Genomic DNA, 23,318 nt, shown 5'->3' on the forward strand with positions numbered 1-23,318 from the left:
GCACTCCGCGGACAGGGGCATCCTGGCTTGAGGGAGAGGCCGCCACGGGGGAAGCGGCCCCTCCGCGCAGAACGATACTCCGTTCGGCCCTTTATGGATAGCTGGGTCGATCAACCATTCGGGAAGAGGTGGCCGTAGTCGGCGTACGCCATGGCGACGTCGGCTTGGGCCCAGAAGCGGTGGTAGTTGAAGGTCGGCGCCGCGCCACCATCCAGGTAGGACTGGATCTTGGGCCAGTCCGGGTCGTTCTTGTAGAACGAGCGGATGTCGACGAAGCTCTTGCCCGCGGTGACGATGTCGCCGTTGGGCATGTCGCCGGTCCAGCCCGGCGGCAGGTAGAGGCCCTGGCCGGTGCTGGCGTTGTAGACGTCGTCGAACCGCCGGTAGTCCTCCCGGGTCTCCGGCGTGACCACGCCGCGCGCGTCGCGGTTGGCGTAGAGGGCGTCGATCAGGCCCTTGGCCCCCGTCTTGGCGGCGGCGTTGTTGGCGCGGGCGGCGTAGTACATGAGCGTCCGCGCGTACGCGGCCGCCACGCCCACGTCCCGGCCCATCTTCGTCACCGTCACGTGCAGGCCCGTGTTGGCCGCGGGCGACGTCGGGTTCCAGGTCGCCGGCGCGCCGCTCCAGGTCATGTCGGACGGGATCTCGAAGGCGCCCCCGGTGCCGATCGTGGTGTTCGCCAGCGCCCACGGCACCCACTTGTCGAGCAGCGCCTTGGCCTTCGCGTTGCCGGTCGCGTAGTAGAGCTCCGCGATCCGGTGCATCGACCAGACCTGCATGCCGAACCACTGGTTCGACGGCGGGTCCTCGTAGACGGGGTCGACGTCGTAGAACATGCCGTAGAACGTCGGCGTGCCGGCGGGCGGCTGCGCGTACGAGCCGTTCCAGCTGTTGGTCGCGCCGCCGGCGATGCCGCCTTCGGCCGACTGCAGCCACTGGTAGAACTCGAGCTGGCGGTCGAAGCTCTTCTGCCAGTCCGCGACCGCCGACGGTGACCGCGGCTTGAGCTCGTTGACGTTGGTCAGCGCCCACGCCGCCATGGGGTTCTGGTAGCCGAAGTGGTTGTGGCTGGAACCGATCCGCCACGACCAGCCGGCGTTCACGTCGGTCGCGCCACCCCAGGCGTAGTACCACGACATGAGGTAGTGCGCCGAGTCCTTGCCGGACCCCGCCGGGCAGGCCGAGGCGCCGACGCAGTTGCCGATCTTCTTGAAGTACTTGTCGAACATCGCGTAGCGCAGGTAGTCGCCCATCTTGGCCGCCTTCGCCACGGTGGCGGAGACGTCGGCCGCGCGGCCCTGCTCGGTCGCCCAGGTCAGCGCCCAGTACGCGGCCTCGATGGCCCGCGCGTCGGCGTCCGGCGCATTGGTGTACTTCCACTGCTTCGCCGGCGCGTTCGGATCCTTGATGGAGATGTCCAGGAAGCCGGCCGGGCCGCCGTGGGCGAACGTCTCGCAGGACGGCTGCGGCACGGTCTCCCAGACGGACTCCTGCGGACCCCGCTGGAACGTGTTGATGTACGCGGGCCGCGTGGTCCCGTCGCCGCAGCGCCCGAAGCCGTACGTGTTGTCGACGTCGAGCAGCCAGTGCATGCCGTAGATGTCGCCGGTGCCGTAGGTCGACTGGAGCTCGGAGCGAAGCGGGTCCTGCCCGACGGGCACGTTGGGGTCGAGCGTCGACGGGTACTGGCTCGGCAGGTTGTACTCGGCCGCGTACTGCGGCGTGCCGTTGACGCCCGCGGTCGGCTGGTCGTTGTGCGACGGGATGATGTAGCGCTCCATCACCGTCCAGGCGTTGTTGAACGGCGCCCAGTTCTCGGTGACCCGCCCGTACTGTGCCTCCAGCCAGATCCAGAAGCTGAACGCCTCCGAGGTCGTCTCGTGGCCGTGGTCCGGCGCCTCGACGATCAACGTCTCGATCGAGTGGTACGGGACGCCCTCCTGGCTGAAGTACCCGGAGTTCTTGATCTTCCCGTACTGGTCCAGGAACCGCGTGATGTACTCGTTGTCCCCGGTGGAGCCGTCGTTGTCGATCTCGGTGACCGCGATCGCGACCGGCGCGTACCCGGTGGCGGTGGCGGTGACGGTCGCGGAGCCGCCGGCGGTGTCGGCGTCCTCGGCCGCGGCGATCGTCACCGGCACGCCGGTGCTCCAGTTGCTGCTGGTCAGCTGCACGCTGGTCGGCGTCACCGAGACGTCGGTGTCGCCGGTGCGGGCCAGCGCGACCGTGACCGGCGACGTCGGCGCGGCGCTGAGCGTGAGCCGGGTCGTCGACGTGCCGCCCTCGGCGACCGAGACCGACGTCGGGGTGGCCCGCAGCACGGGTCCGCTCGCCCCGGCGACGGTGAAGCTCGCCTCGTCGGTGGCGGTCAGGTTCGCGTTGTCGTACGCCCGGGCCTGCACCGTGTAGGAGCCGGCGGGCAGGTCCTCCATCGTGTAGCCGTAGGGCGCGGTGGTGTCGGTGTTGACCAGCAGCCCGTTGCGGTAGAACTCGACCTTGGCGACCGTGCCATCGGGGTCGCTGGCGGTCGCGGCGAGCGCGACGTCGGCGGGCGCCTCGAACGGGCCGGCGGGCACGGTCAGGTCCACTGTGGGCGGCTGCTGCACGGGCGCCCCGCCGCAGGTGGTGCCGTTGACGGTGAACGCGGTCGGCTTCGGGTTGCTCCCCGACCAGCTGCCGTTGAAGCCGATGCCGGTGGAGCCGCCGGTGGGCAGGTTGCCGTTCCACGGCATGCTCGTCGCGGTGACCTGGTTGCCCGTCTGGGTCCAGGTCGCCGACCAGCCCTGGGTGACCCGCTGGCTGCCCGGGAAGGTGAAGCCGAGCGTCCAGCCGTTGATCGGGTCGCCGAGGTTGCGGATGGTGAGATTGGCGGTGAACCCGCCGGGCCACTCGTTGGTCGCGTAGACGACGTCGCAGGCGACGGCGGCCTGCGCGGGGCCGGCCGGCACGGCGACCGCCGCGGCGACCAGCAGGCCGGCGGAGACGAGCGCGACGGCCCGTCTGGACCGGGTGAGCCTGGTTTTCATGGATCTCCTCGCGGAAGCGGAAGCAGGGGTGGGCGGCGCGTCCTTGCCCGGGACGCGTGCGCGAAAGGTGGCTCCCGATCCGCGATAGTTCGACAGTCTTCCATGGGAGCGCTCCCGGAGGCAAGCCGTCCCGATCCGCGTACGCTCCGTGGTTCTATGGGTCGATGGACCGCGTCCTGGGCGGGGTGCTCGGCACCTTCGCCGTCGCGGCGATCCTGATCTGGCTGGGCCCGGACCCGGCGATCACGTCGTGGTCGGCGCAGGCGGCGCTCGAAGCCATCTTCACGTGGCTCGCGTGGCGGCTGTGGCGCCGCCCGCGACAGGACTCCCTCTGCAAGCGGTTCTGGGCCGCGGCCGCGGTGGCCGGCGCGTTGAAGACCGCCGGCGGGGTGGTGCGGGCGATCCAGTTCGCGGTCGAGCCGGCCAGCGCCGGCAGCCACCGCACCGTGCCGACCCTGCTGGTCGCCGCGGGCTCCCTCGTGCTCCTGGGTTTCCTGCTGGCCAGGCCGCCGGACCTGGTCGGGCGGGAGCGCGTGCGTCTGTGGCTGGACGCCGCCACCGTGCTGGTGGCGGCCTCGGTCTTCGTCTGGTCCATCGCCCTGACCGGCAGCGAGAGCGCGAAGAGCGCCGGCGACGTCGCCTGGACGTTCATCGGCTCGGTCATCATGATCGTGTCGGCGTTCGCGATCGTCCGCCTGCTGATGACCAAGGACGCGCCGTTCTCCCGGGCGACCGGCATCGTGCTGACCGTCGCGATCGCGCTGTTCGGCGTCAGCCACGCCCTCAACCCGCAGCTCGCCGACGCCGACTCGCGCGGCAGCTACGTGTTGCGGCTGGTGCCGGCGCTGGTGCTGGCGCTCGCGCCGTGCGTCGAGTGGATCCGCGGCACGCTGACCCGCGAGATCCCGCCGCCGAAGCGGATCAAGGTGACGGCGCGACTGCCCTTCATCGCCGTCGCCGCCACCCAGCTCATGCTGATCATCCAGCTCCCGATCGAGGGCCTGACGATCATGAGCTGGGGCACGGTGGTCGGCTCGGTGGTGCTCACCGCGGTGGTCGCGGCGCGGCAGAGCGTGGTGCTGATGGAGAACGAGCGGCTGGTGCGCCGGCTCGACGAGAGCATCGAGGCGCTCGGGCGGCAGGAGGAGAAGCTGCGCCACGCGGCCAACCACGACCACCTGACGGGCCTGGCCAACCGGGCGTTCTTCGACCACCACGCCCAACGGCTCGGCAACGGGCCGCCGGGGCGCGGGCGGGCCGTCCTGCTGCTCGACCTCAACGAGTTCAAGATGGTCAACGACACCCTCGGCCACCACGCCGGCGACGACCTGCTCAAGCTCACCGCGACCCGGCTGCGGCGCAGCGTGCGGCCGGCCGACACGGTGGCCCGGCTGGGCGGCGACGAGTTCAGCGTGCTGCTGGCCGACGCCTCGGCCGACGACGCCGTGGCCGCCGCGCACCGGATCCTGGTGGCGCTGGCCAAGCCCGTGCGGGTCGACGGCCGCACCCTGCGCCCCTCGGCCAGCGTCGGGATCGCGGCCAGCGGCGTCAAGCCCTTCGAGCGGCTGCTGCGGGACGCGGACGAGGCGATGTACGAGGCCAAGCGGCGCAACTCCGGCTTCTACGTGCACCCGGACTCGGCGGCCTGACCGGTGGACCGCATCCTGGGCGGGGCGCTGCTCACCTTCGCGGCCGCCGCCGTCGCGATCGGTTGGGGGCCCGCGCCCGGCGTCGCCTCGTGGGCCGAACAGGCCGTGCTGCTCGCCGGCTTCACGGTGCTGTCCTGGCGGCTCGCCCAGCGGCGCGGCCAGCCGGCGACCCGGCGCCGCTTCTGGGAAACGGCCGCGGTGGGCGGCCTGATCCTCACCGCCGGGGCGGTGCTGCGCGCCGTCGAGTCCATCGCCGACCCCGCGAGCGCCACCGCGATCCGCATCGTGCCGGCCATCCTGCTCACCGCGGGCACGGGCGTGCTGCTGGCCTCGATGCTCGCGCGGCCGTGGCGGATACCCCGGCGCCAGCGCGTACGTCTCTGGCTCGACATCGTGATCGTGCTGGTCGGGGCGGCAGTGGCGATCTGGGTCGTCACCGTGGTCGGGCGCCACGACGCCGACCGGCCCGCCGAGGTCGGCTGGGTGGTCGTGGGCGCGGTCACACTGGGGGTGGCGGCGTTCGCCCTGGTGCGGGTCGTGTTCACCGAGTCGACGCCGGTCCGCGTGCTGGCCGGGGTGACGCTGACGGTCGGGCTCGCCCTCTTCGGCGTCGAACGCCTGCTCCGCGGGGCCGCCCTGGAAGCGCCGGACCTGCGCGCCATCCTGGTGACCCGGATGGTGCCGGCGCTCGTGCTGCTGGCCGGCGCCCGGTTCGAGCAGCTGCGCCGGCCACCCGCGGCGGTGCCGCCCCGGGCCCGCCGCTCCGGTGCCCGGCTGCCGTTCCTGGCGATCGTCGTCACCCAGGCGGTGCTGGTCGTCGAGCTCGCGGTCAACGGCCTGGCCATCCGCACCTGGGGTGCCCTCGCGGGCTCGGTGGTCGTCACCGCCCTGGTGCTGGTCCGCCAGCACCTGGTGCTCGCCGACAACGAGCGGCTCGTGCGCCGCCTCGACGAGACCGTCGAGACCCTCAACCGGCAGGAGGAGCGGTTGCGGCACGCCGCGAGCCACGACCACCTGACCGGCCTGGCCAACCGGGCCTACTTCGACCAGCAGGCCGCCCGGCTGGGCCGTGAGCGCGACGGTCGGCGCCGGGCCGTGCTGCTGCTCGACCTCAACGACTTCAAGGACGTCAACGACACGCTCGGCCACCAGGCGGGCGACGACCTGCTGCGGGTCACCGCGCAGCGGCTGCGCCGGTGCGTGCGGCCCGGCGACACCGTGGCCCGGTTGGGCGGCGACGAGTTCAGCGTGCTGCTGAGCGACACGTCGGCCGAGGACGCCGTGGCCACCGCGCACCGGATCCACGGCGCGCTGGGCCGGGAGGTACGGGTCGACGGGCGCCTCGTGCGACCGTCGGCCAGCATCGGGATCGCGGTCGGCGGGCGGCCCTACGAGGCGCTGCTGCGCGACGCGGACGCCGCGATGTATGAGGCCAAGCGCCGCCATTCCGGCTTCCACCTGCGGCCGGAGAACTGAAAATTTCGATCATGTCCAGGGGGTTTCCCGCGCGCTGCGGGGCGGCTACAGTCTGACCAACGTCGATGGGAGCGCTTCCATTGATGAACATCAGAGTAGGCCGGCGACGGGCCAGCCCGGACTCCGCCGCCGGTCTCCGCTCCCCCTCGAGAGGAGGTGGAACCACCGCCACTCGCGTGGCCCGGCTCCCGCGCGACACGCACGCCTGGTGCCAACCGTCGTGCGTGCATGTAACTGAGGTTGGGGGTGGGGTTGCCCTCCCCGCCCCCAACGCTAGCCCTCGATTGTTTCGGGCATGAATCGGTCGACAGGACAGGCGGTGACGCCGAACCGGTCGACCGTCTGTTTTGTCCGGGGTTCCGGGACCGGGCTTTTCGCTGTACGATCTTGGGAGCGCTCCCAGATCCCACCACGAGGAGACCTGCGACATGACCGTGCTGACCCGGCGGCGCCTGCTGCGCCGCGCCGCGCTCTCGGCCACCGCCGCGACCGCCGCACGGGTGTCCGTGCGCCCGACCGCCGCGGTGGCCGTCTCGGCGGCGTCGCTGCTCAACGCGGCCTGCGACCCCGACTCGCCGGACGCCGACCCGAATCCGGAACGCCGGCTGGGACTGACGTTCCCGGACGGCTTCCGCTGGGGCGCCGCCACGTCCGCGTACCAGATCGAAGGGGCCGCCAAGGAGGACGGCCGGGGCGCGTCCATCTGGGACACGTTCAGCCACACGCCGGGCCGGACCCGCAACGGCGACACCGGCGACGTCGCGGCCGACCACTACCACCGGTGGGCCAGTGACCTCGACCTGATGCGGGACCTCGGGCTCAAGACCTACCGCTTCAGCATCTCGTGGCCACGGGTGCAGGCCGACGGCACCGGCAAGGCCAACCAGCGCGGGCTCGACTTCTACCGGCGGCTGGTCGACGGGCTGCACGAGCGCGGCATCGAGCCGATGGCCACGCTGTTCCACTGGGACCTGCCGCAGGCGCTGCAGGACGCGGGTGGCTGGGAGAACCGCGACGTCGCGTACCGGTTCGCCGACTACGCCGCCGCGGTGTTCGAGGCGCTCGGCACGGCGGTGCCGGTGTGGCTCACCATCAACGAGCCGAAGACCGTGGTGCAGAACGGCTACCTGTACGGTCACCACGCCCCCGGACATCGCGACCCGTCCGCCGCCTACCTGGTCGCACACCACCTGCAGCTCGCGCACGGCCTCGCCGTGCAGTCCCTGCGCGCGACGGCCGAGGCCCGGATCGGGCCCGCGTTCAACCTGCACCCCTGCTACCCCGTCGACGACAGCCCCGAGGCGGCAGCCGCCACCCACCTCTACGACGGCTACGAGAACCGGCTCTACCTCGACTCCGTGCTGCGCGGCCACTATCCGCAGGACGTGCTCGACGACCTCGGCCCCGACAGCCGGATGGTCCGCGGGATCCGCGACGGCGACCTCGCCGTCATCTCGGCGCCGGTCGACCTCGTCGCGGTGCAGTACTACACGCCCTACTACGTCGCCCCCGGCGGCGACACCGAGATGCGCTGGCCGACCTCGGAGGCGTTCTGGCAGCAGATCTTCCCGGACGGGATGTTCGACATGCTGACCCGGATCACCAACGACTACGGCGCGATCCCGCTGACCATCACCGAGAACGGCCTGCCGTGCCCCGACGTGCTGGGCGCCGACGGCGCGGTCGACGACCCCGGGCGCGTCGAGTTCCTGCGCGACCACTTCGCCGCGGCCCACCGCGCGATCGAGGCCGGCGTGCCGCTGGAGAGCTACCACGTGTGGTCGCTGATGGACAACTTCGAATGGGCCGAGGGGTACGACCAGCGGTGGGGACTGGTCTATGTGGACTATCCCACGCAGCGCCGCATCCTCAAGCGCAGCGCGCACTGGTACCGCGGGGTGATCCGCGACAACTGCGTCTAGCGGGGCAGCGCCTGCTGGAGCTCCGCCCGCAGCGCCGGCGTGAGCATCTCGCCGGCCTGCTTGGCCAGCCGCGCCATCTCGTAGCCGACCACACCGATGTCCGCGTCCGATCCCGCCAGCGTCGCCAGGATCGAGCCGTCGCGGATGTGCATGACCAGGAAGTAGCCCCGGCCCATCTCGACGACCGTCTGCTTGACGTAGTCGTTGTCGAACATCTGGGCCGCGCCGCTGGTGATGCTCATGACGCCCGAGGTGACCGCGGCCAGCTTGTCGGCGTGGTCGCGGGGCAGGTGGTCCGAGACGGCGACCAGAAGCCCGTCGGAGGACACCACGATCGCGTGTGCGACGCCCGGCACGCGCTGGGCGAAGCCGCTGACCAGCCAGCTCAGGTCGCGTGCCTCGCGGCTCAGCGTCGTCATCGTTGCTCCCGTTCTCCGCGCCAGGCCGGCGCGCTCGTCAGGTCGTTCGGGTCCTCGGCCTCGGCGCGCCGCACGCCGCCGTAGAACTGGTTGAGGAGGCTACTCACCGCTTCGGGATCGGCTTCACCGCGGGGCGCCGGAACCGGTGCGGCGCCGTTGCCGCCCGGCAGTTGGGCCATGGGGACCCGCATGGGCAGGCCGGTCGGGCCCACTCCCCCGGTCGCGGGCGGCGCGGCCGGCGCCTCCGCGGCGGGCGCCGGGACCGACTCGGCGGCGCTGCCGCTGGCCCGGGAGAACCAGGAGACGCCCTCGGCCGCCGCCGGTGCGGCCGCCGACGCACGGCGGGGGCTGGTGGTGCGCCCCGGCCGGCGGGCGACCGGCGCCGTCGGGCCTGCGGTGGGCACCGGCTGGGCGGCCGGCGCCGGCACCTCCGGCGCGCCGAAGAAACCGCCGCCAGCGGGCGCCGGGTCGATCGGCAACGGGATGGCGGGCGCCGCGACCGCGGGCACACCTCCGCCGGGTGTGGCAAGGGTGAGGGCGGGCACCGGACCGCCGGGCACGGGGCCGCCGGCTCGGGGCGCGGGCTGCAGCGACGGCGCGGCGCCGGAGACCGCGGCGACGGCGGCCAGCATCGGCCGGGTCGGCCGGTACGGCAGCTCGGCGTGCTCGTGCACGAGGATGTCGGCCGGCAGCCGGACCAGGGCGATCACCCCACCGCTGCGGCCGGCCCGCAGCTCGACCCGGATGCCGTGCCGGGCCGCCAGGTGGCTGACCACGAACAGGCCCATCCGCTCGGACGCCGCGACGTCGGCCGTCGGCGGGGCGGCCAGCGTGTCGTTGGCCTCCCGCAACGCCGACTCGGACATGCCCAGGCCGTCGTCGGCGATCTCGATGACCGTGCCGACCCGCGAGCCGCCGTGGGCGAACACGTGCACGGCGGTCGACGGCGGCGAGAACACCGTCGCGTTCTCCAGCAGCTCGGCGAGCAGGTGCACCACGTCGCCGACGGCGTGCCCGACCACGTGCACGGGGTCGATCGCGTCGTGCCGCACCCGGGGATAGAACTCGATCTCGGCGACGGCGGCCAGCACGACGGCCGGCAGCGCCACCGGGTCGCTCCACCGGCGCGGCGACTCGATGCCCGCCAGCACCAGCAGGCTGTCGTCGTTGCGGCGCATGCGGGCGGCCAGGTGGTCCAGTTTGAACAGGTTGTCGAGCTGGTCGGGGTCGCTCTCCTCGCGCTCGAGCTCGTCGAGCAGCTCCAGCTGGCGTTCGACCAGCACCTGGCTGCGCCGGGCCAGGTTGACGAACATCGCGTTGACGGTGCGGCGCATGTTGGCCTGCTCGACGCCGACCGCGATGGCGCTGTGGTGCACGGCGACGAACGCCTCGGCCACCTCGCCGATCTCGTCGGCCGACCGGACCGCCGCCGGCCACACGTCGATCCGCGGCACCGCGCCGCCCATCGCCCGCAGCCGTTCCAGCGCGTCGGGCAGCTGCACCTGGGCGACCTGCAGCGCGTGGGTCCGCAGCGTGCGCAGCGACCGGGCGATCGACCGGCCGACCACGACCGACGCGAGCACCGCGATCAGCAGGACGAGCAGGATGCCGCCGGCGACCAGGAGGCTGTCGCGCAGCTGGGCGGTGCTGCGCTCGTCGGCCGCCCGCGCCGCGTCGCCGCTGACCCGCTCCTCGACCCTGCGCAGCTCCTGCAGGCGGTTCTGGCTGGCCGCCCACCATTCCTCGGCGCCGAGGACCTGCGGCGCCCGGGCCGTGCCGATCGTCTGCTCCTCCAGCCGGGTCGCCTCGACGAAGCCGGGCAGGGCCGACATGTCGTCGTACATCGTGACCTGGCCGGGTGTCGCGGTGACGCGGAAGTCGGCGAGCGCGGCGAGTTGCTGCGTGCGCAGGTCGGAGAGCACGACCAGGTCGTCCGGCCCGTAACCGCCGGCCATCGAGGCCGCGAAGATCCGGGCGCGGGCCCGTGAGCCCAGCTCCTTGACCCGGGCGATCTGCACGGTGCGCAGCACCGCCTGCGACAGCTCCGGGTGGTCGGCGCCCGGCGACGGCTCGGCGAGCAGGGCCAACAGGGCGTCGACGAGCCGGTTGTAGCTGTCGAAGACGGTCTGCGGCGTCGCGCTGCCGCCGGCGGCGGTGCGCAGCGTCGGCAGCTGGTCGATCAGCTCGATGGTGCGGTCGTAGGAGACCTGCCAGGACACGTCGCCGCTGCGCGCCGGGTCGGCCGCCGCGCGGAACCGGGTCGCCGCCGCGTCGACGGCGTCCTCGTAGGGACGGAGCACGTTGGTCAGCCGGGCGAGGTTGGGCTGGCCGGTCAGGTCGCTCGGCGCGGCCAGCTCGCCGGCGGTGCGGTCGCGCTCCTGTTGGACCGCGTCGACCAGCGCGCCGATCTCGTCGGCGACGCCGACCTCGGCCGAGAACTGGCCGAGCGTGTCGGCCTGGGTGAACAGGGTGCGCGCCTGGAAACCGGCGAGCAGCACGAAGGCCAGCGAGGGGACGATCAGGACGGCGATCAGCTTGCTGCGGATCCGCCAGTCGCGCAGGCGGAACCGGGAGCGGCGGCGGTGTGGAGCGAGGCCGGCATCGCCCTGCCGGCGGTGTTGCGGCACGGCGCCCTGGGGCTTCCCGGTCGCTCCTGCCAACCCGACTCCTCCTTGTCGCCCCGGCGCCGGCCACACCGGGAAACCCGTTCATCCAACCAGGCGCGGCTGCGCCACGCACGGGGGCGACAGCCCAGTGTGGCCACCATGGACGCGAGGTGGAGGCACGACCCAACCGTCCGGCGAACCAAACTCGCCGTTTCGGTTGATCTATCCTCGCAGAGCGTTCAGGCCGGGGTCGAGTCACCCGGTGGTCTGGTCTCCACCCGGCCGAGCGCGGCCAGGGCGGCGCCGGTGCAGCCCACCTCCGGGTCGTCGACGTGCGCGACCTCCCGCGGCGCCAGGGCCAGCTCGAAGGCCCGTCGCCACCAGGGCGAGGCGGCGATCGCGCCACCGCCCAGCGTGACCGCGACCCGATGGTCGACCGTGGACTCGATCACCTCGAGGTCGGCCACCACCAGCGTGCAGACCCCGGACATGAGCCCGGCGAACATCTCGGTCGCGCTGGTGCCGAAGCCGATGTGCCGCAGCTCGCCGGAGCCGGCCGGCGCGGTGCCGGGCGGGCGGTCGCCGCCGAGCCGCGGGTCGGCCGTCACGCCGGTGAACGGCGCGATGCCGGCCAGCGTCTCCTCCAGGGCGGCGCCCTCGGGCAGCCGCAGCTCGCGGCGGGCCCAGGCGAACAGGTTGCCACCGGCGGAGTACGCGGCCCCGGTCACCACCCGGTGGTCGTCGACCCGGTAGCGCCACAGCCGGTGCGGCAGGGCCGGCAGCTGGGCGCCCCGCGGGGCCGGTTGGATCAGCCGCACCGCGGCCGACGTCCCGACGGTCACGGCGGCCCGGGTCTCGTCGACGGCGCCCGAGCCGATGTTGGAGGCGGCGCCGTCGCCGATGGCCGGCGACCACCGGGCGGCGGCGAGCTGGGGCCAGCGGCGGGCGTACTCGGGGCAGAGCTTCCCCTGCCAGCCGGGCGGCGCCAGCGGCGGCACCTGACCGGCGTCGACACCGGCGATCTCCAGCGCCTCCGGGTCCCAGTCGAGCGCGGCCAGGTCGAGCAGGCCGGTCCCGGACGCCTGCGACACCGACATCGGCGCCTCGCCGAGCAGCTCGCCGAGCACGTATTCGACGAGGCCGGTGTAGCGGGCCGGGGCCAGGCCGAGGCCGCGCAGCCAGGGCAGCTTCACGGTCCAGTAGAAGCGGTGCCACCAGGCGCCGGTGCGCTGGTGGAACGCCTCCGGGTCGAGGGGGCCGGTGGCGCCCGGGGGAGGCGCCGGCCGGGTGTCGAGCCACGTGACGACCGGGCCGAGCGGGCGGCCGGCGGCGTCGAGCGGGAGCGCCGAGTGCCACTGCGCGGACGCCGCGACCAGGCCGATGTCGTCGAGGTGCCCGGCCTTGGCCAGCTCGTCGACGCAGGCGCAGAGGGCGGCCAGGTACTCGTCGGCGTCGAGGGTGGCGCCGCCGCTGTCGTCCGCCGCGATCGAGAGGTCGAAGCCGCGCCGGGCCAGCGCGTCCGGGCGCGCGCGGGCTTGGTCGTCGAAGACCATCGCACGCACCGAGGAGGTGCCCAGGTCGAGGGCGAGAACGTTCATCGCCCGCCACCGTACCCCGCGGTTCCTCTTCCGAATCCGGCCCGCGGCCGGTACGTTGCTGCCTGTGCACGCGCGACTGAGCATGTGGTGGCCCGCCGACCCGGCGGCCCACTTCCGCGCGTAACCATCCGACGCGGCCGCCCTCGAGGCGGTCCGCTTTCCGGTTTCCGCTCGACGGCACCCGCCCGAGCCACGAGGAAACCGCCATGCAGATCGACCCGCACCGCCCGTTCGCCCTGGTCCGTCGCGAGGGCGCGGACCACGTCGACGTCTACGCCGGACCGGTCCGGACCGTCGCCACCCTCGCCGAGCTGCCCATCCCCGCGCTGGCCGTGGTCCCCTACCGCCAGGTGGCCGAGCGCGGCTTCGACGCCGTCGACGACGGCGTACCCCTGGAATGCCTGTCGATCGAGAGGCACGAGCGGGCGCCGCTCGAAGAGGTCCTCGCGGCGCTGCCGGACGCGCCGGTGCGCACCCGCGGGCCGCGCGGCTTCGACGTCACCGACGAGGCCTACGCGGGAACCGTGTCGCGGGTGCTGGCCGACGAGATCGGCCGGGGCGAGGGCGCCAACTTCGTCATCCACCGGGCGTTCACCGCCCAGGTCGACGGGTCGCCGGTGGCGGCGGCGCTGGCCGCGTACCGCCGGCTGTTGCTGGACGAGCGCGGCGCGTACTGGACGTTCCTGGTGCACACGGGCGCCCGCGTGATCGTCGGCGCGTCGCCGGAGCGGCACGTTTCGGTCGAGGACGGCCTGGTGATGATGAACCCGATCTCCGGCACCCACCGGCACGGCGGCCCGGTCGACCTGCTCGAGTTCCTTGCCGACCCGAAGGAGGTCGACGAGCTCTACATGGTGCTCGACGAGGAGCTCAAGATGATGGCCACGGTCGCCGAGTCCGGCGGCCAGGTGGTCGGGCCCTATCTCAAAGAGATGGCACACCTCACGCACACCGAGTACCTCCTGGCCGGGCGGTGCACCCGGGACGTCCGCGACGTGCTGCGCGAGACGATGTTCGCGCCGACCGTGACCGGCAGCCCGATCGAGAACGCGTGCCGCGTGATCGCCCGGCACGAGGGGCGGGGGCGGCGCTACTACGCCGGGGTGCTCGCGCTGCTCGACCATGACGAGCAGGGGCGGCAGACGCTGGACGCGCCGATCCTGATCCGCGCGGCGGAGATCACCGCGGACGGGGCGTTGCGGGTGCCGGTCGGCGCGACGCTGGTCCGGCACTCGACCACGGCCGGCGAGGTCGCCGAGACCCACGCCAAGGCCGCCGGGATCCTGTCCGCGCTGGGCCTCGTGCCCGCCGCCCCGCCGGCCGGCGCGCCGGTGTCCCGGGCCGGCGACCCCGAGGTGCAGGCGCTGCTCTCGGCCCGCAACGACCACCTGGCGCGGTTCTGGCTCGACGAGCGGCCGGCGGGCGCGCTGGTCTCGGCGGCGCTGGCCGGGCGGCGGGTCGTCGTGGTGGACGCCGAGGACACGTTCACCGGGATGCTCGCCCACCAGCTGCGGGCGCTCGGCCTGCGGGTGTCGGTGGTGCCGTGGACCGCGCCGGCGTGGGGCGACGCCGACCTGGTGATCGCCGGGCCGGGACCGGGCGACCCGACCGACCCGGCCTCGCCGAAGATGGCGGCGATGCGGTCGGTGGTGACCGCGCGGCTGGTCGACGGCCGGCCGCTGCTCGGCGTCTGCCTGGGCCACCAGATCCTGTCGTCGGTGCTGGGGCTGGGGATGCATCGCCGGCCGGCGCCGTACCAGGGTGTCCAGAAGGTCGTCGACCTGTTCGGGACGCCGCGCCGGGTGGGCTTCTACTCCACCTTCACCCCCGTGGCGGCCTCGACGACGTGCGAGTCACCGTTCGGCGCCGTCGAGCTGGCGCGGGCGGCCGACGGGAGCGTGCCCGCGCTGCGGGGGTCCACCTTCGCCGGTGTGCAGTTCCATCCCGAGTCGGTGCTCAGCGAGGACGGCCTGGCCGCGCTGACCGACCTGCTGCTGCACGTGCTCGCTCCGGTCGCGTCGGCATAGTCGGCGCGTTACCGGGTACGGCAGCACCAAGCCGGTGGGTCGGGCGGGTCGAGAGCCCCCGCCCGGCCCGCCGGCCCTCGTGTCCACCGGTTGGTGGACAGTGGAGTTCCGACCGCCGGTCGTCCCGTCGGTGGGGTCCCGCGGCGAACCATCGAAGGCATGACAGACGACGCGGTACGCGTGCGAGGGCTGCGGAAGTCCTATCGCGACACGGTGGCGGTGGCCGGGCTCGACCTGGACATCGCGCACGGCGAGGTGCGGGCGTTGCTCGGCCCCAACGGCGCCGGCAAGACCACGACGGTGGAGATCCTCGAAGGCCACCGGCCCCGCGACGGTGGCAGCGTCGCGGTGCTGGGCGCCGACCCGGCCCGGGCGGGCCTGGCCTGGCGGCGCGAGATCGGCATCGTGCTGCAGTCGACGGCCGACGGGGCCGAGCTGACCGTCGGCGAGCTGATCCGGCACGTCGCCCGCTACTACCCCCGGCCGCGCGGGCTCGACGAGACGCTCGAGCTGGTCGGGCTCACGGAGAAGCGGGACAGCCGGATCCGCAAGCTCTCCGGCGGCCAGCGGCGGCGGCTCGACGTCGCGCTCGGCATCGTCGGGCGGCCCCGGCTGCTCTTCCTCGACGAGCCGACCACCGGCTTCGACCCGGTCGCCCGGCGACAGTTCTGGTCGACGGTGCGCGGGCTCGACACGACCGTCCTGCTCACCACGCACTACCTGGAGGAGGCGGAGGCGCTGGCCGACCGGGTCACGGTGGTCGCCGGCGGGCGGGTGGTCGCGGAGGGCGCGCCGGACGCGCTCGGGGCCCGGGACGTCGCGACGGTGTCGTGGCGCGACGGTCGGGAGCGGACGGCCGACCCCGCCGCGGTGGTGGCACGACTGACCGCGGCGTACGGCGGTCCGGTGCCGGGTCTGTCGGTGACCCGGCCGTCGTTGGAGGACGTCTACCTGGAGCTGATCGGAGAGGCGCGATGACCGTGTTGACGTTGGGCGCCGCGCGGGCCGGCGTCGAGATGCGCCAGTTCTGGCGCGAGCGCGACGCCGTGGTGTTCACCTTCGCGCTGCCGGCGGTGCTGCTGACCCTGCTCGGGTCGCTGTTCAGCGGTGTCTACGACGGGTCGACGGTGACCTCGGCGCAATATCTGGTGCCGTCGATGATCGCGGCGGGCGTCGCCTCGACCACGTTCGTCAACCTCGGCATCGGGATCGCCACCGACCGCGACGACGGGACCCTCAAGCGGCTGCGCGGGTTGCCGATGCCGCCGGTGGCGTACCTCATCGGGAAGATCCTGCTGGTCGTGGCCGTGACGCTGGCCGAGGTGGTGCTGCTCGTGGCGATCGGCGTGCTGCTCTTCGACCTCGACCTGCCCACGTCGCCGGCACGGTGGCTGACGTTCGCGTGGGTGTTCCTGCTCGGCACGGTGGCGTGCAGCCTGCTCGGCGTGGCCGCCAGCGCGCTGGCCCGGTCGGCGCGCAGCGCGGCGGCGGTGATGAACCTGCCCTATGTCGTGCTCGGTTTCGTCTCGGGCATCTACTACACGCCGGTCGGCGCGCTGCCGGACTGGGTGATCAACCTGGGTTCGGTGTTCCCGCTCAAGTGGATGGCGCAGGGGTTCCGGTCGGCGTTCCTGCCGGACACCATCCTGCCGCAGGAGGTCGTGCCGTCATGGGAGCATGGGCGCACCGCTCTCGTGCTCGCCGCCTGGTGCATCGGAGGCCTGGTGCTATGTCTGACCACGTTCCGCTGGCGCGGCCGGCAGACGAGCTGAGCTCGGCGTGGGCGGCCCGGTTCCACTGGTTCGACGCCTATTTCGCGGTGGTCGGGGTCGGGGTCGCGGTGTTCGCGCTGCAGACCGCGGCCTCCCCCGCCCGCGGTTGGGCCGCCGTGGTCCTGGTCGGCGGGATCGCGGTGCTCTACGTGACGCTCGGTCGGCGCTTCATGCGCGACGAGGACGACGGGTGGGCGGGCGTGGCCTACCTGGCGGGCGCGTTCGTGCTCTACACGGCCGCGGTCACGCAGGTCAGCGGCGCCTCGTTCGCCCTCTTCGCGCTCTGTCCACAGTGCTTCATGGTGCTGCCGGCCCGGTGGGCCATCCCGGCCGACACGGCGTTCGCCTCGGTGCACGTGGTCGTGCTGTGGTTCGTCGAGCACGACCCGGGACTGATCGTCGAGTTGCTGCCGTCGGTGGTGATGATCGTTGCGGTGACGTCGATCATCGGAACCTGGTCGCAGCGGGTGTTGCGGCAGAGCGACGACCGGGCGGCGCTCATCCGGGAGCTGGCGGCGTCGCGGGCCGAGGTGGCCCGGCTCGGCATGCTGGCCGAGCGGCAGCGGCTGGCCGGCGACATCCACGACACGATCGCCCAGGGGTTGTCGAGCGTGGTGATGCTGATCCAGGCGGCCCGGGCGGAACGCGATCCGGCCCTGGCCGACGGCCACCTGGCGCTGGCGCTGGACACGGCCCGCGACAACCTCGGCGAGGCCCGGGCGCTGGTGGCGGCGCTGACGCCGGCGCTGCTCGACGGCCGCTCGCTCGTGGACGCGCTCCGCCGGCTGTCGCCCGCGTTGACGGTCCGCGGCGATGTCCGTCCATTGTCGACGGGGGTGGACGTGGTGTTGCTGCGGGCCGCTCAGGAGGCGCTGACCAACGCCCGCAAGCATGCCGGCGGCGAGGCGTCGGTCGCGCTGGGCTACGAGCCGGCCGCGGTCTCCCTCACCGTGACCGATCCCGGGCCGGGCTTCGATCCGCTGGCGACGACGTCCGGTTACGGCCTGTCGGGCATGCGGGCCCGGGTCGAGCAGGTGGGCGGCGTGCTCACCGTGTCGTCGTCGCCGACCGGCCCGACAACCGTCTCTGTGGAGGTGCCGGTGTGATCACGGTGTTGCTGGTCGACGACCATCCGGTGGTCCGCACAGGCGTGCGGGGCCTGCTCTCGGGCGAGCCCGACATCGCGGTGGTCGGTGAGGCCGCGTCCGGCACGGAGGCGGTGACGGCGGCCCGGGCGCTGCGCCCGTCGGTCGTGCTGATGGACCTGCGCCTGCCGGGCCTCGACGGGGTCGGCGCGACGACCCAGGTCCTGGCGGCGGTGCCGGAGGCGCGGGTGGTCGTGCTGACCACCTACGAGACGGACGCCGACATCCTCCGCGCCGTCGAGGCGGGCGCCGCCGGCTACCTGCTGAAGGATGCGTCCCGCACCGACCTGGTGGCGGCGGTGCGGGCGGCGGCGCGCGGCGAGACCGTGCTCAGCCCCTCGGTCGCCACGCGCCTGCTGCACCGGGTCCGGCACCCCCGCGCCGAGACGCTGTCGGCCCGGGAGGTGGAGGTGCTGCGCCTCGTCGCCCGGGGCTCGTCCAACGGCGAGATCGCGCGAGCCCTGTTCATCAGCGAGGCGACGGTCAAGACCCACCTGCTCCGGGCGTACGCCAAGCTGGGCGTCAACGACCGCACCGCCGCCGTCACCACCGCCATGGCCGCCGGCTTGCTGTGAGGGCGCTTAGCCGAACGGGCGGTCGTCCGGCTGGCAGGTCGTGCCCTTGGGCGGCGTGACGAGGTCGACCAGGTAGCGCTGCCGGGCCTCGTCCAGGCACGCGCTCGGCACCTGGTAGCTCGGGTGGCCGTAACCGTCGAGGGTCAGCAGGACCGCGTTGCCGAGGCGGCTCTCGGCGGTCACCGCGTTGCGATACGGGGTGCCGGGGTCGTAGCGGGCGCTGAGCAGCAGGATCGGGTTCTCGGTCCGGGCGTTCCACGGGCCGGCGTAGCGGCCGGTGGCGTCTGCCGGCCAGCCCGAGGCGCACGGGGCCCACAGCCACCAGGCCAGCACCGGGCCCCACAGCTCGCCGGCCGTGGTGAACCGGGTGACCTGGGCCGGCCAGTCCGCCGACGACACCCGGGCCGGGCCGTCGCCGCAGGAGACCGCGGACGACCAGACCGAGGCGCGGTAGCCGACCGGTGTCTGCATGGCCCGCGCCGCGGTCAGCAGGGCCGTGGCGTCGCCCTCGGCGGCCGCGTCGAGGTCCGCCGCGAACTGGGGCCAGGTCAACGGCAGCCGCAGCGGGTTGAACGTCGAGACCAGCAGGTCGCCGTAGCTCAGCTCGCCCGGCGGGTCGGCGTTCGGCGCCGGCAGCGGCGCCAGGCGGGCGCGGGCGAACAGCCGCGCCACGCGGTCGGCGACCGGCTCGCCGTGCCCGGCCAGCGCGCACTCGCCCGTCGCCGCGGCCTGGCAGAGCGCGACGAACTGCGCGAAGACCTCGTCGGCGGCCGACACGGCGTTGCTGACGTTGGCTTCCATGCTGGACGTCTGGTCGACCGCGTCGACCAGACCGTCGAGCACCATGGCCCGTACCCGGCCGGGGAACAGGTTGGCGTAGGTCTGGCCGATCATCGAGCCGTACGAGAGGCCGACGTAGGTGATCTTCTCTTCGCCGACGAGGGCGCGGAGCCGGTCGAGGTCGCGTGCGGTGTCCGCGGTGGTGATGTGCGAGAGCAGGTCGCCGCTCACCTCGCCGCACCGGCGCGCCAGGTCGACGGTCTTCTCCTGATAGGCCGCCGACTCGGCCGGTGTCGACGGCACCGTGACGCCCGCCCAGAACTCGGCCTCGTCCGCGTCGTCGGCGAAGCAGCGCACGGGCGTGCTGTCGTTGGTGCCCCGCGGGTCCCAGCCGACGATGTCGAACCGGCCGTCACCCCACTCGTCGAGGTCGGCGCCGCTGTCCCGGACGAGGCCGACGCCGCTCTGGCCGGGCCCGCCGGGGTTGACGAACATCGACCCGATGCGCTCGTCGGGCCGGCTCGCCAGGCGGCGGATCACCGCGAGCTCGATCTGCTCGCCGGACGGGTCGTCCCAGTCGAGGGGCACGGCGACGCGGGCGCACTGGAACTCCGCGCCCAGCCCGTCGCAGTCTCCCCAGGCCACCCCCGGCAGCTCGGCCGGCGGGCCGTCCGACGCGGCGGCGGCCGGCGGCACGCCGAGCAGGCACGCCGTGGCGCCGGCGACCGCCACGCGGGCCAGCGCCCGCAGGGTCATGACACGTCCGACCATCACGGCCCCCCGATCACCGATGACAGACTGCCCTCAGGCTATCGAGCAACCGTCCATCCTGAACCAGCTTCACGTTTTGCCGCTGGAACCGTCTCCGGCCCCGTCGCGTCACATCACGTGTGAAGCCACGCCTCGTTCTGCTGGTCCTTGCCGGCCTCTTCTTCACTCCCCTGGCCGGCTGCGGCGAACCCGAAGGATTCGGCCCCGGCGAACCGGTCGAGCCCGAGCCGGACAGCGGCGGCTCGTTCGCCCCGGAGACCTACGCCGGCCGTTACCGCGCCTCCGGGATGGTGCTCGAGAATGCGGAACACGGCCCGCAGCTCTGTCGCCACGTCGCCTTGTCGCAGCCGCCACAGTGCGGTGGTCCGGACATCGTCAACTGGTCCTGGGAGGGTTTGGATCATCACGACACGGCCGGCACCCGCTACGGGACCTACGAGGTGATCGGCACCTACGACGGCAAGCGCTTCACGCTGACGGAACCACCGCGTCCGGCGCGAGCCGACACCTCGCCTGCGGTGCCGGACTTCACCAGTCCCTGTCCCCCTCCGCCCGGCGGCTGGCGGGTCGTCGACGCGACCAAGGCCACCGACGAGGCGTTGGCGGCCGCGCTCGCGCTGGCCGAGTCGTCGCCCGGGGCGGCGGGTGCCTGGATCGACCAGAACGGCGGCGAGAACGACCCGAGGAGGCTGGTGCTCAACGCCCGCTTCACCGGCGACGCGGCCGCCCATGAGGATCGGCTCCGCACCGTCTGGGGTGGCGCGCTGTGCGTCTCGACAGCGGCCCACGCCACCGCGGAGCTGCACCGGGTGCAGACCGAGCTGGCTACTCTCCCGGGCATCCTCAGCACCGGCGTCGACACGGTGGCCAACCTGGTCACCGCCGAGGTCTACGTCGCCACCGACGCCCGGCGGCGGGAGCTAGACGCGCGCTTCGGGCCGGGCGTCGTCACGCTGACCGGGTTCCTCGAGCCGGTCTAGCACCGCCCGGACGCGGTCCCACGTGCCGTCGGCCGACCAGCGGCGGTGGCGCTTCCAGGCCGTCTGCCACGCCCCGAACCGCGGTGGCAGGTCGCGCCAGGCGATCCCGGCCCGGTCGCGATAGATGATCGCCTCGACGAGCTGCCGGTGCGGGGCGGCCGGGCGGCCGACGGTGGTTCGCGGCGTGGACAGCAGCGGGCGGATGCGGGCCCACTGCTCGTCGGTGAGCAGCAGTCCGCGGTCCGCCGGCGGGGCCGGCGCGGGCCGACCGGGCGCCGCTGCCAGCAACGCGACGGCCGCCGCGATCCCGGTCTCCGCCACGTCGCGGACGTCGCCGCCCTCCTCCAGCACGGTCGCGGTCAGCTCCCGCAGGCCGCCGAGGATCACCAGCGCCAGCTCGCGCGACACCGGCGCCAGCCCGGCCCGGCGGAACGGCTCGTGGGCGGTCAGCCGCTGCACCAGCTCGGCCAGGGCGTCCATCGTCTCGCGTCGCACCCGGCCGGCCACCGGGCCGAGCGAGGGGAACTCGCGGATCCAGCACAGCGACAGCTCCGGGCTGGCGGTGACGTGGTCGATGTAGGCCTGCACGGCCTGCCGCGTCTGCGCCGGCCACGGCGCCAGCGGGTCGACCGCGGTGACGATGCGGCGCATCAGCGCGGCGTTGGCCGCCTCCATCAGCGCCAGCAGGCAGTCGTCCTTGGTCGCGTACACCTGGTAGAACGTGCTGCGCGACGCCCGCGCGTGCCGCACGATGTCGGCGATCGTGGTCTCCCGGTAGCCGCGCTCCTCGATCGCCCGGTGCAGCCCCCTGAGCAGGCGCTCCCGGACGGGATCGTCGGTCACCGCCGCAGCCGGGCGATGATGTCGTAGTAGCGGTTCGGCGCGAACCGGGCCAGCGCGTCGACCAGATAGGCGTCGGGACCGACCAGGATCCGCGGCCGCCCCCGGTCGACTCCTTTGTGGATGATCGCGGCGGCGCGCTCGGGCGTGGTGCGGGCGATCGCGTCGAAGTCCGCCGCGATCTGCTCGTGGGTGCGGCCTCGACCCTCCGGGTCCGAGCGGAACCGGGCGTTGCGCGCGATGTTGGTCTTCACCCCACCCGGGTGTACGGTCGCCGCCCGCACCCCGGTCCCCCGCAGCTCCTGCCGCAGCGCCTCGGTGAACCCGCGCACGGCGAACTTCGCGGCACAGTAGGCGCTCTGGTAGGGGACGCCGATCAGGCCGTACACGCTGGAGGTGTTGACGATCGTGCCGTTGTCCTGGTCGACCAGGATCGGCAGGAACGCCCGCACCCCGTTGACCACCCCGCGGAAGTTGATCTCATGCAGCCAGTCGTCGTCCGCCGGGACGGCGCCGAGCACCGACGAGCCGATCGCGACGCCCGCGTTGTTGAACACCGCTCCGAGCGGCGCCGGCGCCCAGTCGCGCACCTCGGTCGCGAAGGCGGTCACCGCGGCCGCGTCGCGCACGTCGAGCACGCGCGGCAGCACCGGCCCGGTCAGGTCGGCCGCCGTCTCCTTGAGCCCGCGCTCGTCGACGTCGGCGAGCGCGACCGGGCACCCGGCGGCCGACAGCCGGCGCCCCAACGCCCGGCCGATCCCGGACGCGGCGCCGGTGACGACCACCGTGCGGCCGGCGAGGGGCTCAGGCCGCGACATCGTCGGCCTCCGCGCGGGCGTGGTCGGCGATCAGGTCGACCAGGCGCGGCCACACGCCGGCCGGGCAGTCGTGGCCGAGCCCGGGCAGCACCACCAGTCGGGAGCCGGCGATCGTCCGCTGGGTCATCCGGCCGCCGCTCGGGTGCACCATCCTGTCGCGGTCGCCGTGCACGACCAGCGTCGGCACGCGCACCTGGCGCAGCTCCCCGGTGCGGTCGCCGGAGGCGTAGATCGCCGCGAGCTGCCGGCCCACCCCGGCCGCCGAGTGGTCGCGGTCCCAGGCGGCGGTGGCGCGGGCGCGTACCCCCGGCTCGTCGAAGGGGTAGCCGTGCGAGCCGATGTGCCGGAACAGCCGCACGGCCCGGTCGCCGGCCTCTTCCCGGGTCCGCGGCGGCTTCGCCGCCATCAGGGCCCAGGTGGACAGCCGCGGGCGGCCGACGAAGCGGGCGCCGGTCGTCGACATGATCGAGGTGAGCGTGCGGACCCGGTCGGGATGGTGCGCGGCCACCGTCTGCGCGATCATGCCGCCCATCGACGCGCCGACGAGGTGGGCGCTGGGCAGCTCCAGCGCGTCGAGCAGGCCGGTGGTGTCGCGGGCCAGATCGCCGAGGTGGTACGCGTGCGCGGGGGTGCGCCCGGCGAGGATCGCGCCCAGCGACGGTGGCCGGTAGTCGGCGTGCGTGGACAGCCCGGCGTCCCGGTTGTCGAACGTGATCACCCGGTAGCCACGCCCGGCGAGCAGGTCGACGAAGCCTGCGGGCCACGAGAGCAGCTGCTGGCCGAGACCGGCGACCAGGACGAGCGGCGGGCCGTCGCCGGTCTCCCGGTAGCACAGCCGGATGCCGCGGCCGACGTCCGCGAAGCGGTCCTCGCTCATGCGCCTGCCTCGCTTCGCTCGGAAGGGCATGACCGGG

Annotated in this window: 17 protein-coding genes and 1 pseudogene; 9 read left to right on the forward strand and 9 right to left on the reverse strand. The window is 73.7% G+C overall.

From position 1 onward, the window contains the following. Positions 1-110: 110 nt before the first annotated feature. On the reverse strand, positions 111-3,026 hold the full coding sequence (locus O7635_RS32780) for a glycoside hydrolase family 48 protein (protein ID WP_278084366.1): 2,916 nt from the start codon (positions 3,024-3,026) through the stop codon (positions 111-113). A 164-nt stretch (positions 3,027-3,190) separates the two neighbouring features. Between O7635_RS32780 and O7635_RS32785 the strand changes: the two genes are divergently transcribed. The 3 genes from O7635_RS32785 (at position 3,191) to O7635_RS32795 (ending at position 8,073) form a co-directional block, all read left to right on the forward strand. Next, entirely contained in the window at positions 3,191-4,675 is a 1,485-nt protein-coding gene (locus O7635_RS32785; protein ID WP_278084367.1) for a diguanylate cyclase, read from the forward strand. A 3-nt stretch (positions 4,676-4,678) separates the two neighbouring features. Then, entirely contained in the window at positions 4,679-6,151 is a 1,473-nt protein-coding gene (locus O7635_RS32790; RefSeq protein WP_278084368.1) for a GGDEF domain-containing protein, read from the forward strand. Positions 6,152-6,579: 428 nt separating this feature from the next. Next, positions 6,580-8,073: a GH1 family beta-glucosidase gene (locus tag O7635_RS32795; protein ID WP_278084369.1), complete on the forward strand. Its 1,494-nt coding sequence runs from the start codon at positions 6,580-6,582 to the stop codon at positions 8,071-8,073. On the opposite strand, the gene O7635_RS32800 is transcribed toward O7635_RS32795, so the two are convergent. The 3 genes from O7635_RS32800 to O7635_RS32810 form a co-directional block, all read right to left on the reverse strand. Further along, a complete protein-coding gene (locus O7635_RS32800; RefSeq protein ID WP_347405350.1) occupies positions 8,070-8,483 on the reverse strand; it encodes a roadblock/LC7 domain-containing protein in 414 nt (137 codons plus the stop codon). The two genes, O7635_RS32795 and O7635_RS32800, sit on opposite strands and share 4 nt — an antisense overlap. A 5-nt stretch (positions 8,484-8,488) precedes the next feature. Further along, complete coding sequence (locus O7635_RS32805; RefSeq protein ID WP_278084371.1) at positions 8,489-11,152, reverse strand: nitrate- and nitrite sensing domain-containing protein; 2,664 nt, start codon at positions 11,150-11,152, stop codon at positions 8,489-8,491. A gap of 185 nt (positions 11,153-11,337) precedes the next feature. Beyond that, positions 11,338-12,696 (reverse strand): FGGY family carbohydrate kinase, encoded by a 1,359-nt coding sequence (locus O7635_RS32810; protein ID WP_278084372.1) that lies wholly within the window; start codon positions 12,694-12,696, stop codon positions 11,338-11,340. Positions 12,697-12,902: 206 nt separating this feature from the next. Between O7635_RS32810 and O7635_RS32815 the strand changes: the two genes are divergently transcribed. The 5 genes from O7635_RS32815 to O7635_RS32835 all read left to right on the forward strand — a co-directional run bounded on the left by O7635_RS32815 (position 12,903) and on the right by O7635_RS32835 (position 18,215). Next, positions 12,903-14,723 carry an anthranilate synthase family protein gene (locus O7635_RS32815; protein WP_278084373.1) on the forward strand — a complete coding sequence of 607 codons (1,821 nt, stop codon included), beginning with the start codon at positions 12,903-12,905 and terminating at the stop codon, positions 14,721-14,723. 159 nt (positions 14,724-14,882) lie between these two features. Beyond that, complete coding sequence (locus O7635_RS32820) at positions 14,883-15,701, forward strand: ABC transporter ATP-binding protein (protein WP_278084374.1); 819 nt, start codon at positions 14,883-14,885, stop codon at positions 15,699-15,701. Beyond that, positions 15,698-16,495, forward strand: a complete 798-nt coding sequence (locus O7635_RS32825) for an ABC transporter permease (protein WP_278084375.1) — start codon at positions 15,698-15,700, stop codon at positions 16,493-16,495. Before O7635_RS32820 ends, O7635_RS32825 begins: the two co-directional genes overlap by 4 nt. Next, positions 16,453-17,601: a sensor histidine kinase gene (locus tag O7635_RS32830; RefSeq protein ID WP_278084376.1), complete on the forward strand. Its 1,149-nt coding sequence runs from the start codon at positions 16,453-16,455 to the stop codon at positions 17,599-17,601. Before O7635_RS32825 ends, O7635_RS32830 begins: the two co-directional genes overlap by 43 nt. After that, positions 17,598-18,215 carry a response regulator transcription factor gene (locus tag O7635_RS32835; RefSeq protein ID WP_278084377.1) on the forward strand — a complete coding sequence of 206 codons (618 nt, stop codon included), beginning with the start codon at positions 17,598-17,600 and terminating at the stop codon, positions 18,213-18,215. Before O7635_RS32830 ends, O7635_RS32835 begins: the two co-directional genes overlap by 4 nt. A gap of 6 nt (positions 18,216-18,221) precedes the next feature. On the opposite strand, the gene O7635_RS32840 is transcribed toward O7635_RS32835, so the two are convergent. Continuing rightward, on the reverse strand, positions 18,222-19,766 hold the full coding sequence (locus O7635_RS32840) for an alpha/beta hydrolase (protein WP_278084378.1): 1,545 nt from the start codon (positions 19,764-19,766) through the stop codon (positions 18,222-18,224). 119 nt (positions 19,767-19,885) lie between these two features. On the opposite strand from O7635_RS32840, the gene O7635_RS32845 reads away from it, so the two are divergent. Next, positions 19,886-20,746 carry a hypothetical protein gene (locus O7635_RS32845; RefSeq protein ID WP_278084379.1) on the forward strand — a complete coding sequence of 287 codons (861 nt, stop codon included), beginning with the start codon at positions 19,886-19,888 and terminating at the stop codon, positions 20,744-20,746. On the opposite strand, the gene O7635_RS32850 is transcribed toward O7635_RS32845, so the two are convergent. The 4 genes and pseudogenes from O7635_RS32850 to O7635_RS32865 form a co-directional block, all read right to left on the reverse strand. After that, a complete protein-coding gene (locus tag O7635_RS32850; RefSeq protein WP_347405351.1) occupies positions 20,687-21,421 on the reverse strand; it encodes a transposase in 735 nt (244 codons plus the stop codon). The two genes, O7635_RS32845 and O7635_RS32850, sit on opposite strands and share 60 nt — an antisense overlap. Positions 21,422-21,433: 12 nt before the next feature. After that, positions 21,434-21,589: pseudogene (locus O7635_RS32855) on the reverse strand (helix-turn-helix domain-containing protein); the annotation flags it as partial. Further along, the gene (locus tag O7635_RS32860) at positions 21,586-22,404 is read right to left on the reverse strand and encodes an SDR family oxidoreductase (RefSeq protein WP_278084380.1); all 819 of its coding nucleotides are present in this window, start codon (positions 22,402-22,404) and stop codon (positions 21,586-21,588) included. The pseudogene O7635_RS32855 and the gene O7635_RS32860, both read right to left, overlap by 4 nt. Further along, positions 22,391-23,281, reverse strand: coding sequence for an alpha/beta hydrolase (locus O7635_RS32865; protein ID WP_278084381.1), 891 nt, complete (start codon positions 23,279-23,281; stop codon positions 22,391-22,393). The genes O7635_RS32860 and O7635_RS32865 overlap by 14 nt, the downstream gene beginning before the upstream one ends. Positions 23,282-23,318: the final 37 nt, after the last annotated feature.

Source organism: Asanoa sp. WMMD1127, from assembly GCF_029626225.1.
In the GTDB taxonomy this organism is placed as follows: Bacteria; Actinomycetota; Actinomycetes; order Mycobacteriales; family Micromonosporaceae; genus Asanoa.

Bases quoted from the DNA above. Each gene is read 5' to 3' on its own strand.
- O7635_RS32780 (WP_278084366.1), bottom strand. From the start codon at position 3,026: ATGAAAACCAGGCTCACCCGGTCCAGACGGGCCGTCGCGCTCGTCTCC.
- O7635_RS32785 (WP_278084367.1), top strand. From the start codon at position 3,191: ATGGACCGCGTCCTGGGCGGGGTGCTCGGCACCTTCGCCGTCGCGGCG.
- O7635_RS32795 (WP_278084369.1), top strand. From the start codon at position 6,580: ATGACCGTGCTGACCCGGCGGCGCCTGCTGCGCCGCGCCGCGCTCTCG.
- O7635_RS32810 (WP_278084372.1), bottom strand. From the start codon at position 12,696: ATGAACGTTCTCGCCCTCGACCTGGGCACCTCCTCGGTGCGTGCGATG.
- O7635_RS32815 (WP_278084373.1), top strand. From the start codon at position 12,903: ATGCAGATCGACCCGCACCGCCCGTTCGCCCTGGTCCGTCGCGAGGGC.
- O7635_RS32820 (WP_278084374.1), top strand. From the start codon at position 14,883: ATGACAGACGACGCGGTACGCGTGCGAGGGCTGCGGAAGTCCTATCGC.
- O7635_RS32825 (WP_278084375.1), top strand. From the start codon at position 15,698: ATGACCGTGTTGACGTTGGGCGCCGCGCGGGCCGGCGTCGAGATGCGC.
- O7635_RS32830 (WP_278084376.1), top strand. From the start codon at position 16,453: ATGTCTGACCACGTTCCGCTGGCGCGGCCGGCAGACGAGCTGAGCTCG.
- O7635_RS32840 (WP_278084378.1), bottom strand. From the start codon at position 19,766: ATGGTCGGACGTGTCATGACCCTGCGGGCGCTGGCCCGCGTGGCGGTC.
- O7635_RS32850 (WP_347405351.1), bottom strand. From the start codon at position 21,421: ATGGAGGCGGCCAACGCCGCGCTGATGCGCCGCATCGTCACCGCGGTC.
- O7635_RS32860 (WP_278084380.1), bottom strand. From the start codon at position 22,404: ATGTCGCGGCCTGAGCCCCTCGCCGGCCGCACGGTGGTCGTCACCGGC.
- O7635_RS32865 (WP_278084381.1), bottom strand. From the start codon at position 23,281: ATGAGCGAGGACCGCTTCGCGGACGTCGGCCGCGGCATCCGGCTGTGC.